Origin of the sequence: Jiangella aurantiaca, assembly GCF_004349105.1 — a bacterium.
Classification (GTDB): domain Bacteria; phylum Actinomycetota; class Actinomycetes; order Jiangellales; family Jiangellaceae; genus Jiangella; species Jiangella aurantiaca.
In genome coordinates, this window is sequence record NZ_SMLB01000042.1 from 1 (window position 1) to 21,777 (window position 21,777).

Genomic DNA, 21,777 nt, shown 5'->3' on the forward strand with positions numbered 1-21,777 from the left:
GGCGGTGGGCGGGTGGTGGGGTGCCGGCCATGGTGCTGGCGCTCGCCGTGCAGACCGGCTGCCTGCTCGTCATCGGCGGCGTCGCTCACCCGGCGGCGACGGCGGTGGCGCTGGCGGTCTTCGGGGTCGCGGGCATGGTGGTCAACGTGCACTTCGTGTCGCTGACGCAGCAGCGGACGCCCGATGAGCTGCTCGGCCGGGTCAGCTCCGCCGGGCGCACTCTGGGCATCGTCGGGGCGCCGGCCGGTGCGTTGCTGTTCGGCGCGCTGGCCGAGGCAACCGAGGTCAACGTGCCGGCGCTGGTCGGCGCGGCGATCATGGCGGCGGCGGCACTGGTCGTCCTCCGCGCCGCCCGCGCGGACCGGACCGCGGCCCCGTCGGCTGACGGCGAGATGGCCGGGCGGTGAACGCCGGGGTGTGAGCCCGACGGATCGTATGTGAGTATGCGCACGTCGGCTGGATTCCCGATCGGCGGTCCCGGTAGGCTGCTCGCAGCGAAGGGGAGTAGCCCCCAATGTCGCGGTCGACACACTGACGCTCCGGCGTCCGGCCGCGCGGCCTCGTTCTCGAGGCGGGCGAGACCTTCGACCACTGGCAGCATTGCCGGGGTCGGAGTCTCGCGTCTTCCGGTCCTGGCGTGACCGGAAGGGATCCGATGGCCGAGATTTGGGCCGCGTTCCTCGTGAGCTTCGGCGTCATCTTCGTCGCCGAGCTCGGTGACAAGTCCCAGCTGATGGCGTTGACGTTCGCCACCCGCTTCAAGGCGTGGCACGTCATCCTCGGCATCACCATCGCGACCACGGTCGTCCACCTGGCGTCGGTCGCGATCGGCTTCGGCCTGGGCGAGGCGCTCCCGACCGGCTGGATCAATGTCATCGCGGCGGTCGCGTTCTTCGGCTTCGCGGCGTGGACGTGGCGCGGCGACACCCTGACCGACGAGGAGAAGAGCAGGGCCGAGCGGGCCACCCGGACCGCCGTCATCGCCGTCGGCACCGCGTTCTTCCTGGCCGAGCTGGGCGACAAGACCATGCTCGCCACCATCACGCTGGCCGCCGACCACGACTGGGCCGGCGTCTGGATCGGGTCGACCGTCGGCATGGTGGCCGCCGACGCGCTGGCCATCGCCGTCGGGCGGTACCTCGGTCAGCGGCTCCCGGAGCGGCTGATCCAGATCGGCGCCGCCGCGCTGTTCGTCCTGTTCGGCCTCTGGCTGCTGGTCGAGGGGATCGCAGAGCTCACCTGACGCAGCGGCCCAGGAGGGCCGGGCAGACCGGCGATGAGAGGGGGCCGGAGGCCTCCTCGATATCGTCGGTGCGAGGCACGAGCCAGGGCGACCTTCGCTGGGGCTATGCCTGGCCCGACGATATCTGAGGGTCAGATCCAGCTGCTGAACCACATACGGGAGCGCCATTCGTCGTATGAGATCAGCTGGTCGACGTGGATCGGGTAGAACCACGCCGCCACCGCGACCACGATCAGCACGTAGCCGCCGGCGATGGCCACCCCGACGGCGCGCCGGCGCGGTGAGGCGTCCGGTGGCCCGATGATCAGCCCCAGCGCGAACGTCACGGCCAGCACCAGGAACGGCACGATTGCGACCGCGTAGAAGTAGAAGATCGTGCGGTCGGTGAACAACAGCCACGGCACCCAGGTCGCGATGACGCCGGCCAGGATCGCCCCGGCCCGCCAGTCGCGGCGGAAGAACCACCACCACAGGCACACCAGCAGCGCGGCGCAGGCGCCCCACCACAGCGGCGGCGTGCCGAGCGCGAGCACCGCCTGGCTGCAGCGTTCGGCCTGGCAGCCGGCCTGGCCGAGGTCGTAGCCCTCGTAGTCGAACGACACCGGCCGGCCGAGGTAGAGCCACTCCCACGGCTTGGACTGGTAGTCGTGCGGGGTGTTGAGATCGCGATGGAACCGCCACATCTCACCGTGGTAATGCCACAGGCTGCGTGCCCAGTTCGGGAACAGCGTGCCCAGCGCGGACGGCGCGTTCTCCGTCGCCCACTGCCGGCTCCACCCGTTCGACGAGAAGATCCAGCCCCACCACGACACCACGTACACCACGAACGCTGTGACGACCATCGACAGGAACGCCACCGGCCCGTCGCGCAGCATCGAGTTGAGGACGGGGCTGCGCAGGCCGGCAGCGCGCCGGGCGCCGATCTCCCACAACACCGTCATCAGGCCGAACACCGCGACGGCGTACAGCCCGCTCCACTTCGTCCCGCAGGCCAGGCCGAGCATGATGCCGGCCGCCAGCCGCCACGGACGCCACCAGAACAGCGGGCCGTCACCCGGCTCCGTCAGGCCGCGGGCCAGCCGCGCTTCGGCCCAGTCGGCGTACTTCGCCCGCATCTGGTCGCGATCGATCAGCAGACAGCCGAACGCCGCGACGACGAACATCGCCAGGATGCCGTCGAGCACCGCCGTCCGGCTCATCACGATGGACAGGCCGTCGACGGCGAGCATCAGGCCCGCCACGCACCCGAGCAGCGTCGACCGGAACAGCCGCCGCCCGATGCGGGCGATCATGATCACCGTCGCCACGCCGCACAGCGCGACGGCGATGCGCCAACCGAACGGGTCCATGCCGAAGACCCGGATGCCCTGGCCGATGAGGAACTTGCCGACCGGCGGGTGCACGACGAACGATGGCTCGTTCAGGAAGACGTCGAGGTCGCCGTTCAGGATCCGCTCGTTGGCGTCCTCGGTGAACTTGCGCGAGTAGCCGAACAACAGCTGCGAGTAGGCGTCCTTGGCGTAGTACGTCTCGTCAAAGATGATCTTGTTCGGCCGGCCGAGGTCGACCAGACGCAGCACCGCCGCGACCACGCCGACCAGCAGCGGGCCGATCCAGCCCCAGATACGGTCGGCCGGCATCGGCCGGACGAGGCGGGCCCGGATCGCGGCCGCGGACCGCGCCGTGTCGGAAGCCTCGGGGGCGTCAACCGTCTGGGTCACCGGGTCATCCTACGAGTGCTCGCTGTGAAGCACGGCCCACAGTTGCGCGAGGATGGGCGGGTGGCGAACTCGACGGCGGACGGCGTCCTGGTGCTGGCCGGCACCCCGATCGGTGATGTCGGCGACGCTCCGCCGCGGCTGGCGGCGGAACTGGCGGCGGCCGACGTGGTGGCCGCGGAGGACACCCGGCGGCTGCTCCGGCTGGCGTCGTCGCTGGGTGTGACCATCGCCGGGCGGCTGGTGTCGTACTTCGAGGGCAACGAGTCCGCGCGGACGCCGGAGCTGCTGACAGCGCTGACGGACGGCGCGCGCGTGGTGCTGGTGACCGACGCCGGCATGCCGTCGGTGTCCGACCCCGGGTACCGGCTGGTGGCGGCGGCCGTCGAGGCTGGCGTGCGGGTGACCTCGGTGCCGGGACCGTCGGCGGTGCTGACGGCGCTGGCGGTCAGCGGGCTACCCGTGGACCGGTTCTGCTTCGAGGGCTTCCCGCCGCGGCGGCCGGGGGAGCGGTCGCGGGCGTTCGCGGCGCTCGCGGACGAACCGCGCACGCTGGTCTTCTTCGAGTCGCGGCACCGGCTGGCCGACACGCTGACGGCGATGGCGGCGGCATTCGGCGCGGACCGGGCGGCGGCCGTGTGCCGCGAGCTGACCAAGACCCACGAGGAGGTCAAGCGCGGGCCGCTGAGCTCGCTCGCGGAGTGGGCGGCCGAGGACGGCCCGCTGGGAGAGATCACGTTAGTCGTCGAGGGCGCGCCGCCCCGCTCGGCGACCGCGACGGCCGCCGACGCGGTGGAGCTGGTGGTCGAGCGCGAGGCGGCCGGCGTGCGCCGCAAGGAGGCGATCGCCGACGTCGCCCGCGAGCTGGGGCTGCCCAAGCGGGAGGTGTACGCCGCGGTCGTGGCGGCCAAGGCGGCCGACGACGTCGCCGACTGAAATGCCGGCGGGTCTCGTCATGTTGATGCACCGGTCGACGACGGGGAAGTGCGGGCACCGCCCGCCCCGTGGAACGTGTGTCGGTGTCCACGTGGTGAGATTTGGCCGTGTTTCGCGGGCCGCCCACCACGATTACCTGAGCCTCAACACGCCTACAACCGTGTTGCGGCTCAGGTAATCGTGGTGGCGTGCGCGAACGCCGATGACGCCACACCCGAAACCGCGCCAAGGAACGTCGAGGTGTGTCCAGACTCGCCCCGTCCCCTGGTAGCTGCCGGTTCTTTGCCGCGGAGCCGCGGGTCAAGCGGTCGTCGTCGGCGCGAAGCGCCCCACAGTCCGCTTGAGGCGCGGTTGCGCGGCCAAGAGAATGGGCAGCAGGGGGACGGCGAACGCGGCAGGCCCCCGGCGAAGGACACACCGGCCAACGAGTCGTCCGGGCCGACGCCGCCACGGATCCGGTCGGGCGTCAGGGGCCGAGAGCGCGGGACAGCGCCGTCAGCCACGGCACCGCGACCGCGACCGTCGGCACCGCGACGAGCGCGACGGCGACCGCGTAGGCCAGCGCCGCGACCAGCCACGCGGGCACGCCGTGCGAACCCCGCGCAGACGGCGACGCGGCCAGCCGCCGGATCCGCATCGCCGGGGTCACCGCCGCCGACCCCAGCGCGCCGGCCGGGACCGGGGCGTGGGCCATGCGGACCAGCGCCCGGGCCAGCGGCACCGCGCCACTGCGCCGGCGGGCGGCGTCGTCGGCCAGCATCTCGACCAGGCCGGCCGCCGACTCCAACGCCACCGAGCTGCGCACCAGCCGCGGGAACGCGTCGTGCAGGACGCCGAAGCCCTCGAGCACGAGGTCGTGCCGGGCCCGGACGTGCGCCCGCTCGTGCGCCAGTACGGCTGCCGTCTCGTCGGCCTCCAGCGCGTCCAGAGCCGGCGCGGACACCACCACCCGCGACCGGACGCCGGGAATGCAGTACGCCAGCGGCCGCGCGACGTCGACCACCAGCGCGCCCGGCGCTCGTCCGTCGACGCGCCCGACGAGGTCGACGACGTGGCGCTGCCGGCGTCGCCGGGCCCGCAGCGCCGTGCCGAGCATGTGCGCCGACCACAGCAGCCGTGCCGTCACCACCAGCGTCAGCAGGAACGCCACCCCGTGCAGCACCACCAGCCACGAGGACGGCGACGGATGCGTCATGACCAGCGTCCCCGCCGAGGCGCCCGCGCCCAGTGCCGACAGCACGGCCGCCAGCGCGACCGCCTGCCACAGCACCAGTGCCGCCCGCGGCGCCAGTGCCGGCCACGACGCCCGGGCCAGCAGCGCCGGCACCGGCCCGGTCAGCAGCAACGCGAGGGCCAGCAGGACGACAGGGGTCGTCTCGGTCACGACGACGACCTCTCGACCGCCTCCAGCGCCTCGCGCAGCGCCCGCGCGTCGTCCTCGGACACGGAGCCGACGAACCGCAGCAGCGCTGCCGTCCGGTCCGAGCCGTCGACGGTGTCGAGCGCCTCGTGCATGAGCTCGGCGGTGAGCTCCTCACGACTCATCGCCGGCCGGTAGCGAAAGGCGCGGCCGTCGCGCAGTTGCTCGACCGACCCCTTACGGGCCAGCCGGTCGAGCACCGTCATGACCGTCGTGTACGCGATGTCGCGCGAGGCGGCCAGCGCCTCGTGCACCTGTCGCACGGTGGCCGGCGACCCGAACGCCCACAACTGCTCCATGACAGCGCGTTCGAGGTCGCCCAGCTTCGCTCGTCCCGGCATATCTCACAGTCTACCGACTGCTCGTAGTACTACGGTGTGTCGTAGTATCTACGACGGAACGTAGTACACACCGAAGGGCGCTCGACGATGGACGTGCTGGACCTCGCCCGCTGGCAGTTCGGCATCACGACGGTGGTGCACTTCTTCTTCGTCCCGTTCACCATCTCGATGGCGTTCCTCGTCGCGATCATGCAGTCGGTCTGGATGCGCACGAAGAGCGAGCGCTGGCTGCGGCTGACGAAGTTCTTCGGGAAGCTGCTGCTGATCAACCTGGCCGTCGGCGTGGTCACCGGCCTGGTACAGGAGTTCCAGTTCGGCATGAACTGGAGCGACTTCAGCCGGTTCGTCGGCGACGTGTTCGGCGCGCCGCTGGCGATGGAGGCGCTGCTCGCGTTCTACCTGGAGTCGGTCTTCGTCGGCGTATGGATCTTCGGCTGGGGCCGCATCCCGCCGAAGATCCACCTGGCGACGATCTGGATCACCGCCTGCGGGACGCTGCTCTCGGCGTACTTCATCCTGGCCGCGAACTCGTTCATGCAGAACCCCGTCGGCTACGAGATCGACGAGGCGGCCGGGCGGGCCGAACTCACCGACATCTGGGCGGTGCTGACGAACAAGGTGCTGCTCATCACGTTCCCGCACACGATCTTCGCGGCGTTCATGGTGGGCGGCGGCGTGGTCGCGGCGGTCGCGATGTGGCACCTGGTCCGCGGCGCTCGCAGCCCGGACGACGCCGCGCCCGGCAAGCCCAGCGACCAGGGCGCCTTCCGGACCGCGCTGCGGATCGGCGCCGTCACCGTCCTCGTCGGCGGCATCGGCGTCGCGATCACCGGCGACACCCAGGGCAAGATCATGACCGAGGTGCAGCCGATGAAGATGGCCGCCGCCGAGGCGCTGTACGAGACGCAACAGCCGGCGCCGTTCTCGCTGTTCACCGTCGGCACGCTCGACGGCAGCGAGGCGCTGTACTCGATCGAGATCCCGCAGCTGCTGTCGTTCCTGGGCACGGGGTCGTTCGACGGCGAGGTGCGAGGCATCAACGACCTGCAGGCGGAGTACGAGGAGCTCTACGGCCCCGGCGACTACAGCCCGAACATCCCGGTCACGTACTGGACGTTCCGGATGATGATCACGATGGGCGGGCTGGCCGGGCTGATCGCACTGTGGCAGCTGTGGGCCACCAGACGCGGACGCGTCCCGACGTCGCCCTGGGCGCTGCGCATCACGACGGTGCTACCAATTCTTCCATTGGCCGGAAACGCGTTCGGCTGGATCTTCACCGAGATGGGCCGGCAGCCGTGGCTGGTGTTCGGCCTGATGCCGACGGCGTCCGGGATCAGCCCCAGCTCCACCACCACATCGGTGTTCGTCTCGCTCGCTGCGTTCACCGTGCTCTACGCCGGCCTGACCTGGCTCTGGGTGCACCTGCTGCTCAAGCACGCGCGGCCTGGCCTGCCCGACGTCACTCCCCGCCCGGTCCGCGAGGAGGACGAGGACGCCGACGCCGACAAGCCGCTGAGCTTCGCGTACTGAGGGGAGTGGCGATCATGGAGTTGAGCACCTTCTGGTTCCTGCTCATCGCGGTCCTGTGGACCGGCTACCTCACGCTCGAGGGCTTCGACTTCGGCGTCGGCATGTTGACCCGCCGGTTCGCCCGCGACGACACCGAGCGCCGCGTCCTCATCAACACGATCGGACCGGTCTGGGACGGCAACGAGGTCTGGGTCATCACCGCGGTCGGCGCGACGTTCGCCGCGTTCCCCGAGTGGTACGCGACGGCGTGGTCGGCGTACTACCTGCCGCTGGTGCTGATCCTGCTGACGTTGATCGGCCGCGGGCTGGCGTTCGAGTACCGCGCCAAGGGCGACACCGAGACCTGGCGCCGCCGCTGGGACCTGGTGATCTTCGTCGGCTCGGCGGTCCCGGCGTTCGTGTGGGGCGTCCTGCTGGCGGCGTTCGTGCAGGGCCTGCCGCTGGACGCCGGGCACGACTTCGTCGGGAACCTCGGCGACGTCGTGACGCCGTACACGCTGCTCGGCGGTGTCGTCACGCTCACGCTGGCGCTACTGCACGGTGCTCACTACCTCGGGCTGAAGACCGTCGGCGACATCCGCGAGCGGGCGCGGCGGCTGGCCGGCCGGCTCGCGGTGCCGGTCGCCGTCGTGCTGGCCGGGTTCCTCGGGTGGACGCTGTTGCGCGACGACACTCCGTCGCGGCTGGCGGCGGCCACGGCGCTGATCGCGGTGGCGGCGATCGCGGCCGGGGCGACGGCGAACGCGCGCGGCCGCGAGGGCTGGGCGTTCACCGCGACGTTCGCCACGGTGGCCGCCACCGCAGCGACGCTGTTCGCCGCGCTCTATCCCGACGTGCTGCCGTCGACGCTGGACGCCGCCAACGGCCTGACCACCGCCAACGCGTCGTCGTCGGACTACACGCTCACCGTGATGACCTGGGTGGCGGTGCCGTTCGTGCCGGCGGTCCTCGCCTACCAGAGCTGGGTCTACTGGATGTTCCGCCAGCGGATCGGGGTCCAGCACATCCCCTAGCCCGCCCCCCAGCACCGCGTTGATCTTGGAGAAAGTGGGGTATTCATCGGACATTTCCCCCCCGCAATTGCCCCGTTACTCCAAGATCAACTTCGGGAGGGAGGCCGCGGCCGCGGCGGACCGACCTCGTCGTCGGCCGGTCACAGGTAGAACGGGTACGGCGGGTAGGCGTAGCCGGCCGCCCAGAACGGCGGGTAGCCGTAGTAGCCGTACAGCTCCTCGTAGTACTCGCGGGCCGGTACCAGGTCCGGGTCGTAGGCCGGCGCGCCGGCCACGTGGCCGCGGTCCTGGGCGATGTGCACCTTCTCATCGATCTTCACGATGGCGTCGACGGGGATCAGCTGCTTCTTCTCGCCGAGGCCGAGGAAGCCGCCGGAGCCGACCTGCAGGAAGCGCACCTTCTTCTCGTCCGGGTCGATGACGAGGTCGTCGACGGTGCCGACCTCGTCGCCGTTGCGGTCCACGACCTCGCGGCCGCGGACGTCGTCGTCGGCCGGCACGGCCAGACCGGAGTCGGAGATATGAACCAGCGTGTGCGGAGTGTCGGTGGTCATCGGGAGAACTCCCTTCGATCCCATGGACCTCCCTTGGTCCGTACCCCGTCGGGGCCGGGCCGCACGCTGTTTACGGCGTCCGCGGCTGGGTAGCCGCCACGTGAGGGACCAGAGACTGGAGGTTCTCGTGACGAACTACACGCCCGTGGAGGTCGAAGAGATCTGGGATCGTTTCCACCAGGTGGTCAACATGACCTCGCGCGAGCTCACCGATTGGGTCGGTGTGCAGCCGGAGCTGGACGGGCCGCTGCCGGGCGACGAGCCGGCGGCGCCGCTGGGCACGGCCGTGATCGAGATCCTGGGCAAGCGGCGGGTCGACCTCACCGACGAGGATCTCGACGCGATGGCGCGGGTCATCGAGGTCGTCGAGAGCGAGACCGACGGTCTGACGCAGGACGAGATCCTCGCCGACGAGCGGCGCCGGCACCGCCTGATGACGGTGGGCCACGATCCCTACCGGACCGGCTGACGATGGCCCGCCACGACGCCACGCTGCGCAGCGAGCCCCGCCAGCCGGACGAGGACTATGACCTGGTCGGCCAGTACCTGAAGCAGATCAGCGCGACGCCGCTGCTGTCGGCGGCCGAGGAGGTCGAGCTGGCGCGGCGGATCGAAGCCGGTGTCTACGCCGCGGAGCTGCTGGAGTCCGGCGGCGGCTCGGCGTCGCGGGCGGAGCTGGAGGCGCTGGTGCGCGACGGTGAGCGGGCGAAGGATCACATGATCCGGGCGAACCTGCGGCTGGTCGTGTCGGCGGCGCGCAGGTACTACCGCAATACCGGCCTGTCCTTCTTGGACGTCGTGCAGGAGGGCAATCTCGGTCTCATCCGTGCGGTCGAGAAGTTCGACTACACGAGGGGGTTCAAGTTCTCCACGTATGCGATGTGGTGGATCCGGCAGGCCATCGAGCGCGGCAAGGCCGAGCGGGCCCGCACGATCCGGCTGCCGGTGCACGTCCTGGAGACCATCACGAAGCTCGGCCGGGTGGAACGGAAGCTGCAGGTGGCGCTGGGTCGCACACCGACCGCCGCCGAGGTCGCGGCCGAGTCGGACCTGACGGAGGAGCGGGTGATCGAGCTGCGCCGCATCGCGCGCGACACCGTCAGCCTGGACACGCCGGTCGGCGACGAGGGCAGCGCGAGCATCGGCGACCTCATCGAGGACACCGAGGTCCTGCAGGCCTCCGACGTCGTCGAATATCACGCGCTGGCGCAGGAGATCCGGGCGCTGGTCGACACACTGCCGCCGCGCGAGGCACTGATCATCACGCTGCGGTACGGCCTGAACGACGGGCGTGAGCACACGTTGCAGGAGGTCGCCGAGCGGGTGGGCCTGACGAAGGAGCGGGTGCGGCAGCTGGAGAAGCAGTCGCTCGCCGAACTGCGCGATCCGCAGCGGCGTGAGCCGCTGCTGGAATGGGCCAGCTGAGACGTCAGCCGAACCGCTCGACGGTGCTCACCGCCCGCTCCACCGCGAGCGGCACCGGGCGGCGCCGACGCAGCCCGGCCCACGCCCGCGGCACCGCCGCCGCCAGCCCACGCCGCCCGTCCGCCGTGCGCAAGGCCGTCCCCATCCGCCCCAACGCCACCGGCCACGGCCGCCGCATGACCGCCGTCAGGATGCCGTTGCGGACCAGTAACCGGGACCGCTGACGGCGATCGCGGGCCTGCTGCGGATCGTGGTGCGCCACGACATCGGGCGCGTGCACCAGACGCCAGCCGTCCGCCATGAGGTCGAGCGCCAGCCGCTCCTCCTCGCCGGCGAAGAAGACCACGTCGTCGAACCCGCCGGCGCGCAGGAACGCGTCGCGCCGGACCACCGCGGCGCACGCCACGAACCCGACGATCTGCCGGCCCGCCGCGCGCCCGTCCCCGTCGTGCCAGGAGGGCAGCGGCGAGTCGAGCATCCGGTCGCACAGCGGGTCCGGCCGCTCGCCGGGACCGACCAGGATCCGCGCCGCCACCAGCGCGACGTCCGGATGAGCGTCGAGCAGCGCCGCCGCCCGGGCGGTCGCGCCGGGTGCCCACCACGAGTCGTCGTCGGCGAACGCGACATACGGCGTCCGGGCCAGCGCGACGCCGAGGTTGCGCGCCGTCGCGCCGAGGTTGCCGGGCAGCCGGACCACCCGCACGCCGTCGCGGCCACGCACCGCCGCGCCGACGCTGCCGTCCGTGGACCCGTTGTCGACGACGATCACCGGCCCGCGGTGCCGCGGCATCGTCCGCACGAGTGTGTCGCCGCCGTCGCGCGTGATCACTACCGTGGTGACCAGGTCGTCCAGTGGGCTGCTCATCCCGGCCCCGTACCCGGACGGAGCCGGCGTGCGCACTCCGGCCGCGGGATGGACGAGGGGACGGAGGACCCATGAAGGGCGACAGGGTCGAGATCGTCATCGACGCCGGCGACACCACGCGCACCTACGAGGTGGTGGCCACGAAGGCCGGCCGCCGGGTCGACGTCACCATCGGGCGCGGCGTGGTCGTGGTCGCGGAGGTCACGCGGTCCGGCACGCCGGTACGCACCGCCCGCTTCATGTCCACCCGCGTGCTGGCCCTGGTGGAGCACCCGGTCGCTGAGGCGGTGCTGGCTCAGGAGGCCGCGCAGCCGCAGCCGGCGCCGTCGTCGTGACCGCCCACGACGCCGGGAGCCTGTCACCCGGTCCCTCTATGGTGGTCTCCTGTGGAGGGTCGTGCATACCGGCGTCGAATGGGGGCCGGAGGCTCCCATGAGTCGTCGGTCGGGAACGTGAGACGACCGGAGCGAGGGAGTTCGGCATGCACGACCCGAGACGTAGGGAGTGTTGAATGCCGTCCTCGCACGTGCTCGAGGTCGCCGGGCGTGAGGTGACGATCACCCATCCTGACAAGGTGGTCTTCCCCGACGGCGGCCACACCAAGCTGGACATCGTCACGTACTACCTGGCCGTGGCCGAGGGCGCGCTGCGCGGCGTCGAAGGCCGGCCGATGATCCTCAAGCGGTTCGTCAAGGGCATCGACCAGGAGGCGTTCTTCCAGAAGCGGGCTCCTGAGAAACGGCCCGACTGGATCGAGGTCGCCACGCTGCGCTACCGGTCCGGCACGTCCGCCGACGAAGTCGTCGTGCGCGACGCCGCGGCGCTGGCGTGGGTGGTCAACCTCGGCTGCATCGACCTCAACCCGCACCCCGTCCGCGCCGAGGACCTCGACCGTCCCGACGAGCTGCGCATCGACCTCGACCCCAACCCGGGCATCGAGTGGCCGCAGATCATTGATGTTGCTGCCGTCGCTCGTGACGTGCTGCAGGACCACGGGCTCACCGCCTGGCCGAAGACGTCGGGCTCCCGCGGCTTCCACATCTACACCCGCATCGACCCGCACTGGTCGTACCGCCAGGTGCGGCTGGCCGCCGAGTCCGTCGCCCGCGAGGTCGAGAACCGCGCGCCGGACATCGCGACCAGCAAGTGGTGGAAGGAGGAGCGCGAGGGCGTCTTCGTCGACTTCAACCAGAACGCCAAGGACCGCACCGTCGCCTCCGCCTACTCCGTGCGCGCCAAGGCCGACGCCCGCGTGTCCATGCCGCTGACCTGGGACGAGGTCCCGCATTGCCGGCCCGAGGACTTCACGCTGGCCACCGCGCCGCGGCGGTTCGCCGAGATCGGCGACCCGTGGGCCGGCATCGAGACGTCGGCCGGCTCGCTGGAGCCGCTGCTCGAGCTGGCCGAACGGCTCGGCCCGGCCGAGAAGCCGCCGAAGGGCACCGGCCGGCGCACCCAGACGATGCCGCTGATCGAGGTCGCCCGGGCCAAGACCAAGGACGAGGCCATGGCCGGGCTGGAGCGCTGGAAGCAGAAGCACGCCGACGTCGTGCCCCACCTGGAGCCGGCCGACATCCTCGTCGACGGCATGCGCGGCCGCAGCTCGCTCTGGTACCGCATCCGCATCAACCTGCAGCACGTGCCCGAGGACCGCCGGCCCGAGCAAGAGCCGCTCGAGGTCGACTACGACCCCTGGGCCGGGACGCCCTGGGCCAACGCCGGCGCGGCCGTGCGGGAGGCCCGTGAGGCATCGCGCGAGGCCGCCCGCGACACCGCGCCCGACTGACCCACCGTTCAGCCGGCGGGGTCGGCGGTCAGGTAGGTGTGCAGCCGGCCGGCGCCGTCCAGCATGGCCAGCGCCCGCGCCGTCAGCTGCTCGCCCCGCTGGGCGAGGACGGCGCGCAATGCCGCGGTGCTGCCGGTGCGGCGCAGTTCGCCGAGCACCAGGCGGACCTGCGGCAGCCCGTACCTGCTCTGCCGCAGCAGGTTGACCAGCTGTGCGTCGCGGACGTCGTCGGCGGTGTAGGTGCGATAGGACGTGCCCGGCTCGCGCGCGGGTGTGAGCAGGCCGGCCGCCTCCCACGTCCGCAGCGCCGAGGGGCGCACGCCGAGCCGCCGGGCCACCTCGCCGACCCGCAGGCCCGGCCCGCCCCGCGGCTCCGGCCCGCCGGCCGAGCCGCGTCCGGCCGAGCCCGCCGCGAGCGCCTCGACGGCGCCGGCGGTCTCGTGCAGCTGCCGCCGGTGGTCGTGCAGCTCGGCGTGGACGGCGTCGACCAGCGCGAGCGCTCCGGCGACGTCGCCGTCGTGCACCGTCCGCATGATCGAGCGCGCCGCCACGACGCCGTAGCCCGGCACCAGCGCCCGGTACGTGTGCAGCGCCTGCAGGTGCCGCTCGGAGAACTGCCGGTAGCCCGAGTCCGACCGCGGCACGGCCGGCAGCACGCCGGCGTCCTCGTAGTTGCGGATCTGCTGGGCCGAGACGCCGACCGTGCGGGCCAGGTCCACCGGCCGCAACGCCGCCATCGTCGTCAGAACCTCCTTCTACGGGGGAGTTGAAGCTTATCGCGGCAGCGTCCTCGGTAAGCCGAGATCAACCCTCAATATGGACTTGAATGAGAGAATTGAAGGTATGGATTTCGGCGAGATCAGGGTCACGAACGCCCGCCTGCACAACCTGAAGAACCTCACCGTCGGCATCCCGCGCAACCGGCTGGTCGTGCTGACCGGCCGGTCCGGCTCCGGGAAGTCCACCCTGGCCTTCGACCTGCTGCACCGCGAGGGGCAGCGTCAGTACATGGAGTCGCTCGGGCTGGTCACCGCCTGGGTGAGCAAGGCGCCGGTCGACTCCATCACCGGCCTGTCGCCCTCCATCAGCATCGACCAGTACCTGACCAACCGCAGCCCGCGGTCCACCGTCGGCACCGCCACTGAGGTGTTCACCTACCTGCGACTGCTGTGGGCCCGCATCGGCCACCGTCCGTGCCCGGCCTGCGGCGCCCCGCTGCCGCCCAGCTATCAAGCCGGCGACGACGACTCGTGGGACGACGAGCCCGGCGAGCCGCGCGACGCCGAGACCGTGGGCTGCCCGCACTGCGGCACCGAGGTCCCCGACCTCGTCATGGGCGACTTCTCCTTCAACAAGCCGTCCGGCGCCTGCCCGGCCTGCACCGGCCTCGGCGTCGTCCTGCGGCCCGACGTGTCCCAGCTGATCGACGACGGCGTCAGCGTCGCCGAGGGCGCGGTGCTGGGCTGGCACCCGGTGACGACCGACCGCAACATCGCGATCCTGCGAGCCGCCGGGAAGCACTACGGGTTCGAGTTCGACGCGTACGCGCCGGTCCGCGAGTTCGGCGCCGTCCAGCGCGACCTGCTGCTGTACGGCGTCGAGAGCCCAGAGTTCCGCCGCCACCTCGTCGCGGACGAGGCGCCGCCGCGCACCGTCGCCGCCGGCCGGTTCGAGGGTGTCGCGACCGCCGTGCTGCGGCGGTACGCCGAGCGCATCGAGGACGCCGGCTACCGCGAGAAGACCGAGCGGCTGCTGCGCCAGGAGACCTGCCCCGACTGCGACGGCACCCGGCTGCGGCCGGAGAGCCGGCGCGTCACCGTCGCCGGGCTGACCGTCGTCGACGCCGCCCGGCTGCCGCTCGACGAGTTGGCGGCGTGGATCGACGCGCTGCACGGGCGGGTCGCCGCCGACGAGTGGCGGTTCGCCGAGCCGGTCGTCGCCGACCTGCACGAACGGGTGCACCGGCTGGTCGACGTCGGCGTCGAGTACCTGACGCTGGAACGGTCGACGCCTAGCCTCTCCGCCGGCGAGGCGCAGCGGCTGCGGCTGGCGGCGCTGCTCGGATCCGGGCTCACCGGCGTGCTGTACGTGCTGGACGAGCCGACCATCGGCCTGCACCCCGCCGACGTCGCCCGGCTGGTCGGCGTCCTGCGCCGGCTGCGCGACCTCGGCAACACCGTGCTGGTGATCGAGCACGACCTCGAGGTGCTCCGGGCCGCCGACCACGTCATCGACATCGGTCCCGGCGCGGGTCGCGACGGCGGCCGGGTGGTCGCGGCGGGTACGCCGGACGAGGTGGCGGAGACGGACGGGTCGGTCACGGGCGCATACCTGTCCGGGCGGTTACGCGTGCCCGTGCCTTCGCCGAGTGCCGACGGTGCGGGTTCGGCGCTGGTGGTGCGCGGCGCCCGCGCGCACAACCTGAAGGACGTCACCGTCGAGCTGCCGCTGGGCCGGCTGGTCGCCGTCACCGGGCCGTCCGGGTCGGGGAAGTCGTCACTGGTGCTGGACATCGTCGACAAGTCCGGCCGGCAGCGGCTCCACGGCGCCGGCGACCCGCCCGGCGACCACGACGGCATCGACGGCTGGGAGCACCTGGACAAGGTCGTGACGATCGACCAGCAGGCGGCCGGGCGGATGCCGCGGTCCAACGCCGCCACCTACTCCGACGCGTTCACCCCGATCCGCGAGGCGTTCGCCGCCACCGACGGAGCCCGCGAGCGCGGCCTCACCGCCGGGCACTTCTCCTTCAACGTCCCCGGCGGACGGTGCGAGCGGTGCACCGGCGCCGGGGTGCTGAACGTGTCGATGCACTTCCTGCCCGACGTTCAGGTGCGCTGCCCGGTCTGCCGCGGCCGCCGGTTCACCCGCGAGGTCCTGCGGGCGAAATACCGCGGCCACGACGTCGCCGAGGCGCTGTCCATGACGGTCGCCGAGGCGGTCGAGCTGTTCGCCGACGTGCCCGCGGCGGTGAGCCGGCTGCGGCTGCTGGGCGACGTCGGCCTCGGCTACCTGCAGCTCGGCCAGCCGACGACGACGCTGTCGGGCGGCGAGGCGCAGCGGATCAAGCTGGCGAAGGAGCTGGCCCGCCGGTCCACCGGCCGCACGCTCTACCTTCTCGACGAGCCCACCACCGGCCTGCACGTCGACGACGTCGCGCGGCTGCTCGGCGTGCTGCGGCGGCTGGTCGACGCCGGGAACACCGTCGTCGCGATCGAGCACGATCTCGACGTCATCCGGACCGCGGACTGGGTGATCGACCTCGGCCCCGGCGGCGGAGTGGCGGGCGGCCGCGTCGTCGTCACCGGCACGCCGTCGGACATCGCGTCGGCGCCGGACTCCCGTACCGGCGCCTTCCTCCGATCCCGCCTCGCCCCGACCTCGAGTTGATCTTGGAGTAATCGGGGAGTTCCGGGGTGAAATGTCCGATTGATTCCACGATTTGTCCAAGATCAACGCGGTGGGGGGTTGACCTCAACGGAGGTTGAGGTTGTGGAGTGGGGGCATGACGACAGCACCGATCACGTACGGCGCGGCGCTTCCGGCGTCGGCACGCCGGCTCCCGGAACTGCTCGAGGCGACCACCATCGCCGAGGAGCTCGGCGCGGACCTCGTCACGGTGGCCGACCACCCGTACCTGCCGTCCGAACAGGACGCGTGGACGTTGATCCCGTTGCTCCTCGCCCGGACGTCGCGCGTGCGCGTCGCGACGAACGTGACGGCGCTGCCGTTCCGGTCTCCGACGGTGATCGCGAAGGGCGCGGCCACGTTGCAGCACACCAGCGGCGGCCGGTTCGTGCTCGGCCTCGGCGCCGGCGGCCCGTACGACGGGCTGCCGGGCTGGGGCGCGCAGTGGTCCACGCTCGGCCAGGCGATCGGCGCGCTGGACGAGGCGATCCCGCTGCTGCGCCGGCTGTGGTCCGGCCGGCCGGTGACCCACGACGGCGACCACTACCGGCTGCGCGACGCCGTCGCCGTCGCCGGGGCGCCGCCGGATCCCGTCCCGCCGATCTGGGTCGGCGCGTTCAAGCCGCGGATGCTCGCCGTCACCGGCCGGCACGCCGACGGCTGGCTGCCCACCAACGCGTACCTGTCGCTGGACGAGGTCCCTGCGATGCAACGGGCCGTCGACGAGGCCGCCGTCGCCGCCGGGCGCGACCCGTCCGCCGTCCGCCGGATCTTCAACGTCATGGGCGTCATCGACGAGGGCCGGCCGCCGCGCAACGACCAGCTCCTGGTCGGCTCGGCCGGGCACTGGGCCGAGGCGCTGACGGACTACCGCGAGCGGCTGGGCTTCGAGACGTTCGTGTTCTGGCCGGTGCACGGCGACACCCGGCGGCAGGTCGAGCTGTTCTTCGAGTCCGTCGTCCCTAAGCTCTGAGGTCCTGCAGCCCCACCACCTTCAGCAGCTGCAGCGCCTGGTGTGAGGGCGTGCCGGGCGCCGCGGTCGACGACGAGTTCGGCCGGCTCGACGTGCTGGTCAACAACGCCGGTATCGCGCTGGGCTGGGCGCCGCCGAGCGAGACCTCCGTCGACGACGTGCGCGGCACCTACGCGGTGAACGTCGTCGGCCTCGTCGCGGTGACGAACGCGATGTTGCCGTTGCTGCGCCGGCCCGCCGCCGGTCGCATCGTCAACGTCTCCAGCGAACTCGGGTCGCTGACCCGCCAGCAGGATCCGTCGTCGCCGTTCGCAGGCCAGCTGCCTCTGGTCGCGTACTCGTCGTCGAAGACCGCGGTCAACGGCGTCACCGTCGCGTACGCCCAGGAGCTGGCCGCCGCCGGGATCAAGGTCAACGCCGTCAACCCCGGCTACTGCGCCACCGACCTCAACGGGCATTCCGGGTATCTGCCCGCCGCCGAGGGCGCCCGCGTCGTCGTCCGCGCGGCGCTGCTCCCTCCGGACGGCCCGACCGGCGCCTTCTTCACCGACGGCGGCACGCTTCCGTGGTGACGCGGGGACTACCATCGGGCGCATGCCCCAGGCGTTCTACGTCACCACGCCGATCTACTACGTCAACGACGCACCGCACATCGGCCACGCGTACACCACGGTCGCCACCGACTTCATCGCCCGCTGGCACCGTCAGCGCCAGGAGGACGTCTGGTTCCTCACCGGCACCGACGAGCACGGCGAGAAGGTGCTGCGGACGGCGCAGGCGAACGGCGTCACTCCGCAGGAGTGGGCCGACCGGCTGGTCGAGACCGCCTGGAAGCCGGTGCTGCAGACCATCGACGCGTCGAACGACGACTTCATCCGGACCACCGAGGACCGCCACGTCGAGCGGGTGAAGGAGTTCATCCAGCACCTGTACGACAAGGGCGAGATCTTCGAAGGCACCTACGAGGGCTATTACTGCGTCGCCTGCGAGGAGTACAAGCAGCCGGGCGACCTCGTCGAAGGGACCGGCGAGTACGCCGGGCAGCTGGTCTGCTCGATCCACGGCCGGCCGGTCGAGAAGCTGTCGGAGACGAACTACTTCTTCCGCATGTCGGCCTACACCGAGCGGCTGCTGGATTTCTACGAGCAGAACCCCGGCTTCGTGCAGCCCGAGAGCGCCCGCAACGAGGTGCTGGCGTTCGTCAGGCAGGGCCTGCAGGACCTCTCGATCTCGCGGTCGACGTTCGACTGGGGCATCACGGTGCCGTGGGACGAGTCGCACATCATCTACGTGTGGGTCGACGCGCTGCTCAACTACGCGACGGCGGCCGGGTACGGCGCCGACGAGGAGAAGTTCGCGCGCACCTGGCCGGCCGACATCCACTTCGTCGGCAAGGACATCCTGCGCTTCCACGCTGTCATCTGGCCGGCCATGCTGATGGCGGCGGACGTGCCGCTGCCGCAGAAGGTGTTCGCGCACGGCTGGCTGCTGGTCGGCGGCGAGAAGATGAGCAAGTCCAAGCTCACCGGCATCGCCCCGGCGCAGATCACCGACACGTTCGGCTCCGACGCGTTCCGCTACTACTTCCTGCGCGCCATCGCCTTCGGCAACGACGGCTCGTTCTCGTGGGAGGACATCGCCGCGCGCTACCAGGCGGAGCTGGCCAACGGGCTGGGCAACCTCGCCTCGCGCGTGGCGGCGATGATCGGCCGCTACTTCGACGGCGCGCTGCCCGCTCCCGGCCCGCAGACCGACGCCGAGACCGCGCTGGCCGCCGTCGCAGCGAAGGCCGTCCAGGACGCCGACGCCGCCGTCGACCGCGTGGCGCCGCACGAGGCGCTGGCCGCCGTATGGACGCTGGTCGACGCCGCCAATGGGTACATCACCGAGCAGCAGCCGTGGGCGGTCGCGAAGGACGAGGCGCAGCACGAGCGGCTGGCCACCATCCTGTACTCCTCCGCCGAGGCGCTGCGGGTGCTGGCCGTGCTGCTGAACCCGGTCATGCCCAAGGCGACGGCGAAGCTGTGGGAGTCGCTGGGTGCCGAGAAGGCGCTCGGCACGCTGTCCGCTCAGCCGGTCGCCGACGCCGGCCGCTGGGGGCAACTGGTCGCGGGCGCGGAGGTCACCAAGGGCGACGCGCTGTTCCCGCGGCTCGAACTGAACGGTGACTAGTCCGCGCGAGCGGCGGTCGGCCACGGACGAGTCCGGCCGCAAGCGGGACCGGTCGCGGCCGCCGCTGCCCGAGCCGCTCCCGCTGCCGGTCACCGACACGCACTGCCACATGGACATCGCCGACGGCGAGGACGGCGACGCCTTCGGGGCGCCGGAGGCGCTGGACGCCGCCGCGAAGGCGAACGTGACCCGCGTCGTGCAGGTCGGCTGCGACCTGCCTGGTGCGGCCTGGGCCGTCGACGTCGCCGAGCGGTACCCGTCGGTCGTCGCGACCGTCGCGCTGCACCCGAACGAGGCGCCGAAGCTGGCCGCGGCCGGCGAACTCGACGACGCGCTGGCCGAGATCGACCGGCTGGCCGGGTCCAGCCCGCGGGTGCGCGGCATCGGCGAGACCGGTCTGGACCATTTCCGGACCGGGCCTGAGGGGCGGGCTGCGCAGGAGTACTCGCTACGGGCACACATCGAGATCGCCCGGCGGCGCGAGCTGGCGCTGACCATCCACGACCGCGACGCCCACGACGACGTGCTGCGGGTCCTCGACGACGCCGAAACGCCCGACTGTGTCATATTTCACTGTTTCTCTGGGAACGAGACCTTCGCGCGCGACGTCGCAGAGCGAGGCTGGTACCTGTCCTTCGCCGGTCCGGTCACGTTCAAGAACGCGGCCGATCTGCGCGCCGCCCTCGCCGTCACGCCGCTGGAGCAGCTACTCGTCGAGACCGACGCGCCGTTCCTGACGCCGCACCCGTATCGTGGCCGCCCGAATGCGTCGTACCTGGTCCCGGTGACTGTCCGGGGCATCGCCGAGACGCTGGGGCAGGACCTCGAGACGGTGTGTCACACGCTCCAGGCGAACACAGACCGTGCTTTCGGGACATGGTGACACGAAGTCGTTTCGGCTGGTCAAGAAGCTGCCGGACGGCTCGCGCGCCGGGGTCCGCCCACGCGGCCCGTGGGGGAGCGTCACAGTGTCACAACCCGCCGTCGCGCGCCCGATTTGTCGGGTTCAAGGGTTTCTACGTGTTGTCCGGCGCCCCGCGATACGTTAGCGTCCCGAGATTGTTAGCCGGGGTCGGGGAAGCTTCGGGTGGCACACGAGCGGCCAGTCATGCCGTCTGGTGAGCGGTGCGCGGATCACGCGCACGCCAGCTCGGCGGATCGGATGACCGGCCGAGCCGCCCGGTCCCGTGCCCGGAGGGTACGACCAAGGAGCACAGTGCGCCTGTCCGCGAAGACGTTGGCGATCAACGCCACCGTCGTCACTGCTCTGGTAGGCGGCGGTGTCGCCTACATCACGCTTGACAACGCCGTCGCCCTCACCGTCGACGGCCAGACCGAGACCGTGCACACGTTCGGCGGCAGCGTCGAGGACGTCCTCGACGAGCGGAACATCGAAGTGAGCGACCGGGACGAGGTCATCCCCTCGCTGGACAGCGACATCGAGGACGGCACCGAGATCACCGTCCGGTACGCCCGGCAGGTCACCGTGACCATCGACGGCGAGGAACAGCAGATCTGGACCACCGCGCTGTCCGTCGACGAGGCACTCCGCGACCTCAACATCCGCGCCGAGGGTGCCGACCTCTCCGTCGACCGGTCGCAGCCCATCGGGCGCGGCGGCATCGACTTCGAGGTCCGCACCCCGAAGGAGATCACCGTCACCGCCGACGGCGCGACGAACCCGGTCACGACGACCGCGCTGACGGTCAGCGAGGCCCTGACCGACGCCGGCATCACGCTCGGCGAGCTCGATCTCGTGGAGCCCGCGCCCGACACCGCGCTGGCCGACGCCCTCGCTGTCACCGTCCGGCGGGTCACCGTCGAGACCGCGACGGTCACCGAGGCGGTGCCGTTCGAGGTGACCGAGCAGGAGGACGACTCCCTCGAGAAGGGCACCGAGTCGGTCGAGACCGAGGGCAAGGAGGGCACGGTCGAGCGGGTTGTGCAGAACACCTACATCGACGGCGAGCTGTCCTCGCAGGACGTCCTGTCGGAGACGGTCGTCGCGGCCCCCGTCGACCAGGTCGTGCTGATCGGCACGAAGGAGCCCCCGCCGCCGCCCGCGGAGGACGAGTCCAGTGGCGGCAGCGACGGCGGTGACAACGTCGACGGCGGCGTGTGGGACCGGCTGGCGGAATGCGAGTCCGGCGGCAACTGGTCCATCAACACCGGCAACGGCTACTACGGCGGCCTGCAGTTCTCGCTGGGCACCTGGCGGGCGTTCGGCGGCTCCGGCTACCCGCACGAGAACAGCAAGGCCGAGCAGATCCGCATCGCCGAGAAGGTCCGCGACAACCGCGGCGGCTACGGCGACTGGCCGGCCTGCGCCCGCAGCCTGGGCCTGCCGCTCGGCTGACGCCGCTTCGGCCGTCAGCCGCTGATGGGCCGAT

At 71.6% G+C, this 21,777-nt stretch carries 20 protein-coding genes and 1 pseudogene; 15 read left to right on the forward strand and 6 right to left on the reverse strand.

Translation table 11 applies throughout. The features are described 5' to 3' along the window. Together E1262_RS22775 and E1262_RS22780 are read left to right on the forward strand one after the other, a co-directional pair. Positions 1–407: pseudogene (locus E1262_RS22775) on the forward strand (MFS transporter); the annotation flags it as partial. A 248-nt stretch (positions 408–655) separates the two neighbouring features. Continuing rightward, positions 656–1,243: a TMEM165/GDT1 family protein gene (locus tag E1262_RS22780; RefSeq protein WP_132105925.1), complete on the forward strand. Its 588-nt coding sequence runs from the start codon at positions 656–658 to the stop codon at positions 1,241–1,243. A 131-nt stretch (positions 1,244–1,374) separates the two neighbouring features. Here the strand turns inward: E1262_RS22780 and E1262_RS22785 are convergent, their stop codons facing one another. Further along, positions 1,375–2,964 (reverse strand): dolichyl-phosphate-mannose--protein mannosyltransferase, encoded by a 1,590-nt coding sequence (locus tag E1262_RS22785; protein ID WP_132105927.1) that lies wholly within the window; start codon positions 2,962–2,964, stop codon positions 1,375–1,377. Between the two features lie 60 nt (positions 2,965–3,024). On the opposite strand from E1262_RS22785, the gene rsmI reads away from it, so the two are divergent. Further along, complete coding sequence (gene rsmI / locus E1262_RS22790) at positions 3,025–3,897, forward strand: 16S rRNA (cytidine(1402)-2'-O)-methyltransferase (protein ID WP_203454228.1); 873 nt, start codon at positions 3,025–3,027, stop codon at positions 3,895–3,897. Between the two features lie 466 nt (positions 3,898–4,363). Here the strand turns inward: rsmI and E1262_RS22795 are convergent, their stop codons facing one another. Together E1262_RS22795 and E1262_RS22800 are read right to left on the reverse strand one after the other, a co-directional pair. Further along, positions 4,364–5,281, reverse strand: coding sequence for a M56 family metallopeptidase (locus E1262_RS22795; RefSeq protein WP_238993019.1), 918 nt, complete (start codon positions 5,279–5,281; stop codon positions 4,364–4,366). After that, a complete protein-coding gene (locus E1262_RS22800; RefSeq protein ID WP_132105931.1) occupies positions 5,278–5,658 on the reverse strand; it encodes a BlaI/MecI/CopY family transcriptional regulator in 381 nt (126 codons plus the stop codon). The genes E1262_RS22795 and E1262_RS22800 overlap by 4 nt, the downstream gene beginning before the upstream one ends. A gap of 87 nt (positions 5,659–5,745) precedes the next feature. Here E1262_RS22800 and E1262_RS22805 point away from each other — a divergent pair, with 87 nt between their 5' ends. Next, the gene (locus E1262_RS22805) at positions 5,746–7,191 is read left to right on the forward strand and encodes a cytochrome ubiquinol oxidase subunit I (RefSeq protein ID WP_132105933.1); all 1,446 of its coding nucleotides are present in this window, start codon (positions 5,746–5,748) and stop codon (positions 7,189–7,191) included. A gap of 14 nt (positions 7,192–7,205) precedes the next feature. Further along, complete coding sequence (gene cydB, locus E1262_RS22810) at positions 7,206–8,204, forward strand: cytochrome d ubiquinol oxidase subunit II (protein ID WP_132105935.1); 999 nt, start codon at positions 7,206–7,208, stop codon at positions 8,202–8,204. Positions 8,205–8,344: 140 nt separating this feature from the next. Here cydB and E1262_RS22815 read toward each other — a convergent pair whose 3' ends face one another. Continuing rightward, positions 8,345–8,758: a PRC-barrel domain-containing protein gene (locus E1262_RS22815; protein WP_132105937.1), complete on the reverse strand. Its 414-nt coding sequence runs from the start codon at positions 8,756–8,758 to the stop codon at positions 8,345–8,347. 127 nt (positions 8,759–8,885) lie between these two features. Between E1262_RS22815 and E1262_RS22820 the strand changes: the two genes are divergently transcribed. Then, a complete protein-coding gene (locus E1262_RS22820; RefSeq protein ID WP_203454230.1) occupies positions 8,886–9,227 on the forward strand; it encodes a DUF3140 domain-containing protein in 342 nt (113 codons plus the stop codon). Positions 9,228–9,229: 2 nt separating this feature from the next. Then, positions 9,230–10,183: a sigma-70 family RNA polymerase sigma factor gene (locus E1262_RS22825; protein ID WP_132105939.1), complete on the forward strand. Its 954-nt coding sequence runs from the start codon at positions 9,230–9,232 to the stop codon at positions 10,181–10,183. Positions 10,184–10,187: 4 nt separating this feature from the next. Here the strand turns inward: E1262_RS22825 and E1262_RS22830 are convergent, their stop codons facing one another. Further along, a complete protein-coding gene (locus E1262_RS22830; protein ID WP_132105941.1) occupies positions 10,188–11,048 on the reverse strand; it encodes a glycosyltransferase family 2 protein in 861 nt (286 codons plus the stop codon). Between the two features lie 71 nt (positions 11,049–11,119). Here E1262_RS22830 and E1262_RS22835 point away from each other — a divergent pair, with 71 nt between their 5' ends. Next, positions 11,120–11,383, forward strand: coding sequence for a hypothetical protein (locus E1262_RS22835; protein WP_132105943.1), 264 nt, complete (start codon positions 11,120–11,122; stop codon positions 11,381–11,383). 176 nt (positions 11,384–11,559) lie between these two features. Further along, positions 11,560–12,834, forward strand: a complete 1,275-nt coding sequence (gene ligD / locus E1262_RS22840; RefSeq protein WP_132105945.1) for a non-homologous end-joining DNA ligase — start codon at positions 11,560–11,562, stop codon at positions 12,832–12,834. Positions 12,835–12,842: 8 nt separating this feature from the next. Here ligD and E1262_RS22845 read toward each other — a convergent pair whose 3' ends face one another. After that, entirely contained in the window at positions 12,843–13,571 is a 729-nt protein-coding gene (locus tag E1262_RS22845) for a MerR family transcriptional regulator (protein WP_132105947.1), read from the reverse strand. Between the two features lie 106 nt (positions 13,572–13,677). Here E1262_RS22845 and uvrA point away from each other — a divergent pair, with 106 nt between their 5' ends. The 6 genes from uvrA to E1262_RS22875 all read left to right on the forward strand — a co-directional run bounded on the left by uvrA (position 13,678) and on the right by E1262_RS22875 (position 21,743). Beyond that, positions 13,678–16,224 (forward strand): excinuclease ABC subunit UvrA, encoded by a 2,547-nt coding sequence (gene uvrA, locus E1262_RS22850; protein ID WP_132105949.1) that lies wholly within the window; start codon positions 13,678–13,680, stop codon positions 16,222–16,224. Positions 16,225–16,339: 115 nt separating this feature from the next. Further along, complete coding sequence (locus E1262_RS22855) at positions 16,340–17,215, forward strand: LLM class flavin-dependent oxidoreductase (protein ID WP_132105951.1); 876 nt, start codon at positions 16,340–16,342, stop codon at positions 17,213–17,215. Positions 17,216–17,265: 50 nt separating this feature from the next. Further along, positions 17,266–17,787 carry an SDR family NAD(P)-dependent oxidoreductase gene (locus E1262_RS22860; protein WP_203454232.1) on the forward strand — a complete coding sequence of 174 codons (522 nt, stop codon included), beginning with the start codon at positions 17,266–17,268 and terminating at the stop codon, positions 17,785–17,787. Between the two features lie 22 nt (positions 17,788–17,809). Beyond that, positions 17,810–19,387 (forward strand): methionine--tRNA ligase, encoded by a 1,578-nt coding sequence (gene metG, locus E1262_RS22865; protein WP_132105955.1) that lies wholly within the window; start codon positions 17,810–17,812, stop codon positions 19,385–19,387. Further along, on the forward strand, positions 19,380–20,270 hold the full coding sequence (locus E1262_RS22870; RefSeq protein ID WP_132105957.1) for a TatD family hydrolase: 891 nt from the start codon (positions 19,380–19,382) through the stop codon (positions 20,268–20,270). Before metG ends, E1262_RS22870 begins: the two co-directional genes overlap by 8 nt. A 333-nt stretch (positions 20,271–20,603) precedes the next feature. Further along, positions 20,604–21,743 carry a resuscitation-promoting factor gene (locus E1262_RS22875; RefSeq protein ID WP_203454242.1) on the forward strand — a complete coding sequence of 380 codons (1,140 nt, stop codon included), beginning with the start codon at positions 20,604–20,606 and terminating at the stop codon, positions 21,741–21,743. Positions 21,744–21,777 lie beyond the last annotated feature (34 nt).

Excerpts from the sequence above, each read along its gene's own strand:
- E1262_RS22780 (WP_132105925.1), top strand. The coding sequence starts at position 656 with ATGGCCGAGATTTGGGCCGCGTTCCTCGTGAGCTTCGGCGTCATCTTC.
- E1262_RS22800 (WP_132105931.1), bottom strand. The coding sequence starts at position 5,658 with ATGCCGGGACGAGCGAAGCTGGGCGACCTCGAACGCGCTGTCATGGAG.
- E1262_RS22805 (WP_132105933.1), top strand. The coding sequence starts at position 5,746 with ATGGACGTGCTGGACCTCGCCCGCTGGCAGTTCGGCATCACGACGGTG.
- cydB (WP_132105935.1), top strand. The coding sequence starts at position 7,206 with ATGGAGTTGAGCACCTTCTGGTTCCTGCTCATCGCGGTCCTGTGGACC.
- E1262_RS22815 (WP_132105937.1), bottom strand. The coding sequence starts at position 8,758 with ATGACCACCGACACTCCGCACACGCTGGTTCATATCTCCGACTCCGGT.
- E1262_RS22825 (WP_132105939.1), top strand. The coding sequence starts at position 9,230 with ATGGCCCGCCACGACGCCACGCTGCGCAGCGAGCCCCGCCAGCCGGAC.
- E1262_RS22830 (WP_132105941.1), bottom strand. The coding sequence starts at position 11,048 with ATGAGCAGCCCACTGGACGACCTGGTCACCACGGTAGTGATCACGCGC.
- E1262_RS22835 (WP_132105943.1), top strand. The coding sequence starts at position 11,120 with ATGAAGGGCGACAGGGTCGAGATCGTCATCGACGCCGGCGACACCACG.
- ligD (WP_132105945.1), top strand. The coding sequence starts at position 11,560 with ATGCCGTCCTCGCACGTGCTCGAGGTCGCCGGGCGTGAGGTGACGATC.
- E1262_RS22845 (WP_132105947.1), bottom strand. The coding sequence starts at position 13,571 with ATGGCGGCGTTGCGGCCGGTGGACCTGGCCCGCACGGTCGGCGTCTCG.
- uvrA (WP_132105949.1), top strand. The coding sequence starts at position 13,678 with ATGGATTTCGGCGAGATCAGGGTCACGAACGCCCGCCTGCACAACCTG.
- E1262_RS22855 (WP_132105951.1), top strand. The coding sequence starts at position 16,340 with ATGACGACAGCACCGATCACGTACGGCGCGGCGCTTCCGGCGTCGGCA.
- metG (WP_132105955.1), top strand. The coding sequence starts at position 17,810 with ATGCCCCAGGCGTTCTACGTCACCACGCCGATCTACTACGTCAACGAC.